Annotated in this window: 3 protein-coding genes and 1 pseudogene; 2 read left to right on the forward strand and 2 right to left on the reverse strand. The window is 58.4% G+C overall.

Going from position 1 to position 4,834, the window contains the following annotated elements; genetic code table 11:
- Positions 1-225 (reverse strand): annotated as a pseudogene (locus VJR68_RS17685) (hypothetical protein); the annotation flags it as partial.
- Positions 226-595: 370 nt separating this feature from the next.
- On the opposite strand from VJR68_RS17685, the gene VJR68_RS17690 reads away from it, so the two are divergent.
- Positions 596-994: a DUF1801 domain-containing protein gene (locus VJR68_RS17690; RefSeq protein ID WP_324149869.1), complete on the forward strand. Its 399-nt coding sequence runs from the start codon at positions 596-598 to the stop codon at positions 992-994.
- Between the two features lie 216 nt (positions 995-1,210).
- Here the strand turns inward: VJR68_RS17690 and VJR68_RS17695 are convergent, their stop codons facing one another.
- Positions 1,211-2,011 carry an AIM24 family protein gene (locus tag VJR68_RS17695; RefSeq protein ID WP_324149870.1) on the reverse strand — a complete coding sequence of 267 codons (801 nt, stop codon included), beginning with the start codon at positions 2,009-2,011 and terminating at the stop codon, positions 1,211-1,213.
- A gap of 1,999 nt (positions 2,012-4,010) precedes the next feature.
- Between VJR68_RS17695 and VJR68_RS22090 the strand changes: the two genes are divergently transcribed.
- Positions 4,011-4,834, forward strand: an 824-nt coding sequence (locus VJR68_RS22090; protein WP_414647814.1) for a TonB-dependent receptor domain-containing protein, incomplete at its 3' end; no start/stop codon positions are given.

The raw sequence follows: 4,834 nt of genomic DNA on the forward strand, positions 1-4,834 counted from the left end.
CTTGCCTTCCTTGTAATAGGGCTGAAGGCTGCGTACGTCCGGATGCATGCGTTGCAGCCACTTTTCGACCACGCCATCGGAAAGCGCCGCGAACACCACATCGGCGCGCTCGATATGGCTGCGCGCCAGCGGGGTGAGGTGGGAGCCAAGGGTCATGCCCATGCCGACGCAGGCGAGGCTGCCGCGGCGGGTGTCGTTGGATACCGGGAGAATCAGGGTGCTCATGGTGCTGCCTAGTAAGGACTTACTGATACAAACCAAGAACAAAGCAACTTGTGTGCCTGCTTCGCAACGATGATTTGCCCGCCGAAATACTGATCACCTGCATAAGCGCAATCGCTCATTGCCATCTAATCAGCAACAGGTGCCGGAGACAAACCTGATGGAACACGTCACCGATGAACCGTATTTGTCAGTTCGCCTGGAAGGTATTCGCGGCATCGTAGGCTGGGATGAAATCCCAGCACGCAGGGTTACAACGAAGCTGGGATTTCATCCCAGCCTACATGGGCTACGAGAGCGAAGACGGCGATGCTCGACTTGATGCCCGCCATCGGCCACCATTTCAGGCTTGTCGGCACAAGGACCCACAGGCATGGCAAAGAGCGCAGTGCAGAGCAGCAAGTCGCCTTCGCAACTGATCGATGCACGAATCGAAGAGCTGGGCGATTGGCGTGGTGAAACACTCGGCCGGCTCCGTGACTTGATTAAGCAGGCCGAACCCAACGTTGTCGAGGAGTGGAAGTGGCGCGGGGTGCCGGTGTGGTACCACGAAGGCATGCTCTGCACCGGTGAGACCTACAAGAACGCGGTGAAGATGACCTTTGCCAAAGGTGCCTCGCTGCCCGATCCCTCAAAGCTTTTCAACGCGAGCCTGGATGGCAATACGCGGCGCGCCATCGATTTCCATGAAGGCGAGAAGATAAACGAGAAGGCGTTGAAGGCGCTTATTCGCGCGGCCGTGGCGTTGAACAAGTCGAAAGCCAAGAAGTAGCTGGCCATGGCAACCGCCTAAGTATCGTCGCCCCGGCGAACGCCGGGGCCCAGTGTCTTCGCTTTTGAGGTACCTCAAAAGTCGCTGGATGATTCACTGCGCTCACCCCTTCGGGGCCGTCCCTTCGGACGTTCTCCGCGCTGCGCGCTCCGTCCGGGTTTCGCCGGGACGACGGTTCAAGGTTTTTTGCAATATCCGAGCAAAAAACGGCCTAATTCAGTCGTCCTTACCAAACAACCCACCCAACACCGAACCAATCACGCCACCGGCAATGGCGCCACCGAGCGAACTGCCCGAATCGCCGCTCAACACAGGCGAGCTGCTTCCAGCGTCGCGAGCAAGGTAAGGTTCCAGTGCATGCGCCAGGTTCGGCATGGTGAGTGTTTGCAGCCATACCTGGCCCGGGCCGGTGAGGTTGGCAATAAACAAGCCGTCACCGCCAAAGAGCTTGTTCTTAAGGCCGGGGATCAGGGTGATATCGAAATTCACCGTGCCTTCGAACATGCCGACGTGTCCCGGATGCACCTGCAAGGTTTCGCCGGCAGCCAGCGTGTAGGTAACGATCTCGCCACCCAGTTCGACCCAGGCGCGCGCATTGCCGGTCAGCTTTTGCAGCACGAAACCATCGCCGCCAAAGATGCCCGCGCCGAGCGAACGCTGGAAACCGATCGCCAATTCCACGCCTTCCGTGCCGCACAGAAAACCATGGCGATGGATGAAATAGGTGTGGCCGGGATTCACCTGCACTTCCACGATCGACCCGGGCACTTTCGCCGCGAAGGCGACCATGCCGGGCGAGCCGGACGTCTCGTATTCATTCATGAAAATGCCGCCGCCCGAAAGCGCGCGCCCGATGACCCCGAGAAAACTGCTGGCGCCGGCCGTGCGTGCCGAGGTCTGCAGCACGATGTTGCGGGTCATCCAGGAAAACCGGCCGGGCTCGGAAATAATGCGGTCGCCTTGCTCCAGGCCCACTTCCAGCACGGGCAAGGTCGTTCCCACCGTACGCGTCTTCATTGCTTTGCTTCCCCCAACAGGTATGTGATCTGTCGGCCATGCGTGCATGGCTGCTCCCAAGGCATTCTTGCCGAATAGGCGCTCCCGCAGGGAGTGCCATCACTCAGATGCCTAATCTGACCGGTCTTTCTTGCGTCTGCCTGACACAGTAGTTACCACGCTAAGCATGTGCGCCTTGCGGCAAGCGCGTATCTGCATGATCTGATCACGGCCTGGCATGCAGATCCTGATCGAGCAGCGGCTGCGCGCATTGCAGGGAGCGCGGAACTGCGAATCGATCGCCTGCTGATGATCCGAAAGCACATCAAGAACATGCAGCCCTGTTCAGCGCCAATTCTGTGGCGCGTGTTTGCAGCTGCAGCACGGCGTAACTCGATGAAAAACTTGGATCGATCCAAGCTTCGTGCTGTCGTGCAATATCAATAGTATGAGGAAATACTTACACATCAACGACATAAGTTTAAATTTCTAAATTTGAATCGATGCAAATTTCTGTTGACAGGTGTCTTGGCTGACCCAATGATTGGCCCGCTCGGGACATCCGCAGTCCAACGTTGTCACGAGAACCGATGAGACATGCCTAGGGAGTCTGGGGAAAAGCCGGGGATGCGTGGTGGCGATCTCACCTGCCGCACGCGTCAGTGATCAGGGCGATTGCATATCTGAAAAGCAGTAACGGAGGGCCATGGCATCGCCATGGCTCATGCGTGGATGTGCGCCCTTAAAAAGCCGCGAAGGCGGCAAAGCAAACATAAAGATTGGGGAGGAAGCAATGAGCAAGTACCCGTTTCGTTTGGGCAGCAGCCTGCGTGCCAGCATACGCATCGGCTTGTGGGCTGCCGCCATGGCCAGTGGTTCGGTGTTTGCGCAAGGCATCACCGGTGGCGTCTACGGCAATCTGCCGGCAGGCAAGGACATCACCGCCGAAGTGATCAACCCGGCCACGGGTTACGACAACACCGTGCGTGCCGATGCCAATGGTCACTACTCGGTCACCGGCCTGATGCCGGGCAATTACGTCGTCAAGCTGCTGCGTGACGGCAACGTTGTCGATCAGCGCAACGTGGTGGTGACCGCCGGCTCGAACAGCCCTGCCATCTTTGGTGCCGCGGGCGCCGTGGCGAGCGGCAATGCGAAGGAGTTGAACGCGATCACCGTCACCGCGGCGCAACCGGCGGTCAACGCAATCGACGTCACCACCAGCCAGCAGATCCAGACCTGGAATGCCACCGACGTCAATCGGCTGCCGCTGGTCAACGCCGATCTGCTCAATGTCGCCTCGATGCAGGCCAACGTCACCAGCATTACCAGTGCGCATGGCGCGTCGCCGCAGTTCAACGGCGCGTCGGGTACCGAGAACCGGTACTTCATCAACGAATTCAACATGACCGACATGCAGCAGGGCGCTGCGCCGGACAAGATTCCCAACGAAGCCTTTGCCAGCATTTCCACCGTCGACGGCGGCATGGATGCCAAGTACGGCAGCGCCTTGGGCGGTGTCGTGTCGGGCACGATCAAGCAAGGCTCGAACACCTTCAAGGGTGGCGTGGATCTGCAGTTCAACCCACCGACCGGTTTCTTCAATGAAAACGGCAAGAACATCTACAACTACAACGGCAGCCTGGTGACCGCCAATCAGTTGAATCACTGGTCGCCGAGTGTGTTGCAGGATTACTGGGTGTCAGGCCCGATCGTCAAAGACAAGGCGTTCTTCTACCTGCTCGCCGAAATTCAGCCGAACAACTACGGCCAGGGCGTGCAAGGGGCTACGCCGACGACGACCTACAATGGTCAGTACAAGGACCTCAACGAAAGCCGGAACAAGCAACTGCTCGGCAATTTCACCTGGAACATCGCCACCGGCCACACACTCAACATTTTCTTCGATCGCCAGCTCAACAACTTCTCGCAGTCCCAGTATCCGTTGTCGACGCCGTACGATCCTTCCAGTGCGGCACCCGCGCTGCAATATTCAGGCGCCAATGCGTGGCGCAATCGCATGCTGGTCGCCAACTACCACGGCCAGATCACCGATAACTTCTCGGTATCGGCGATGTGGGGCACGTCGCAGCAAGACTTCTATTCGTATCCGCAGTACAGCATTAACGTGCCCTACGTGCAGTTGGCAGACCCGGATAACACCAACAACACGCAAACGCTCTCCAACGGCGCGAGCAGCCTCTATTCCTTGCGCTACCGCATGATGGGTTCGCGCGTCGACTTCACCTGGGATGTCACCGACAACCACGAAATCACCTTTGGCGGGGAGCAATACAGCCCCACCATGTCGCAATCCAATATCCCGAATCCGAACTCGTGGACCTACAACCATTGCAGCACCGCATTGGGTCCCAACGAGGCTTGCACCATCAATGGCCAGACGATCAATCCGGCGACCGGCCAGCCCTTTGCGCCGGGAACGTCGTACGTCACCTTGGCCTACGCACCACGCATCTACTACAACAGTTCGCCTACCTACGGCTTCTATCTGGCCGATAGCTGGCACTTTGCCGAGAACTGGACGGCCTATATCGGCGGGCGTTACGACAATTACGCCATGACCGACAACATCAACGTCAAGATGTACAGCAAGGGCAACTTCACGCCGCGCATCGGCGTGGCATGGGACGTTCATGGCGATTCGAGCCTGAAGATCGGCGCGACGGCGGGTGAGTACACGGAAGGCATACCGCTTTATTTCAATGCCTACGGTGGTACGCCGGGCCAGGGTTACATCAGCACCAAGACCACCTATCTGTATTCCGGTACGGGTGGCAATTCCGTGCCGACTGGCCTGACGCAAGTGGGCCCCGTGCAAGGCGC

The organism is Dyella sp. (assembly GCF_035277725.1).
Lineage (GTDB): Bacteria > Pseudomonadota > Gammaproteobacteria > Xanthomonadales > Rhodanobacteraceae > Dyella_B.

Excerpts from the sequence above, each read along its gene's own strand:
- VJR68_RS17690 (WP_324149869.1), top strand. The coding sequence starts at position 596 with ATGGCAAAGAGCGCAGTGCAGAGCAGCAAGTCGCCTTCGCAACTGATC.
- VJR68_RS17695 (WP_324149870.1), bottom strand. The coding sequence starts at position 2,011 with ATGAAGACGCGTACGGTGGGAACGACCTTGCCCGTGCTGGAAGTGGGC.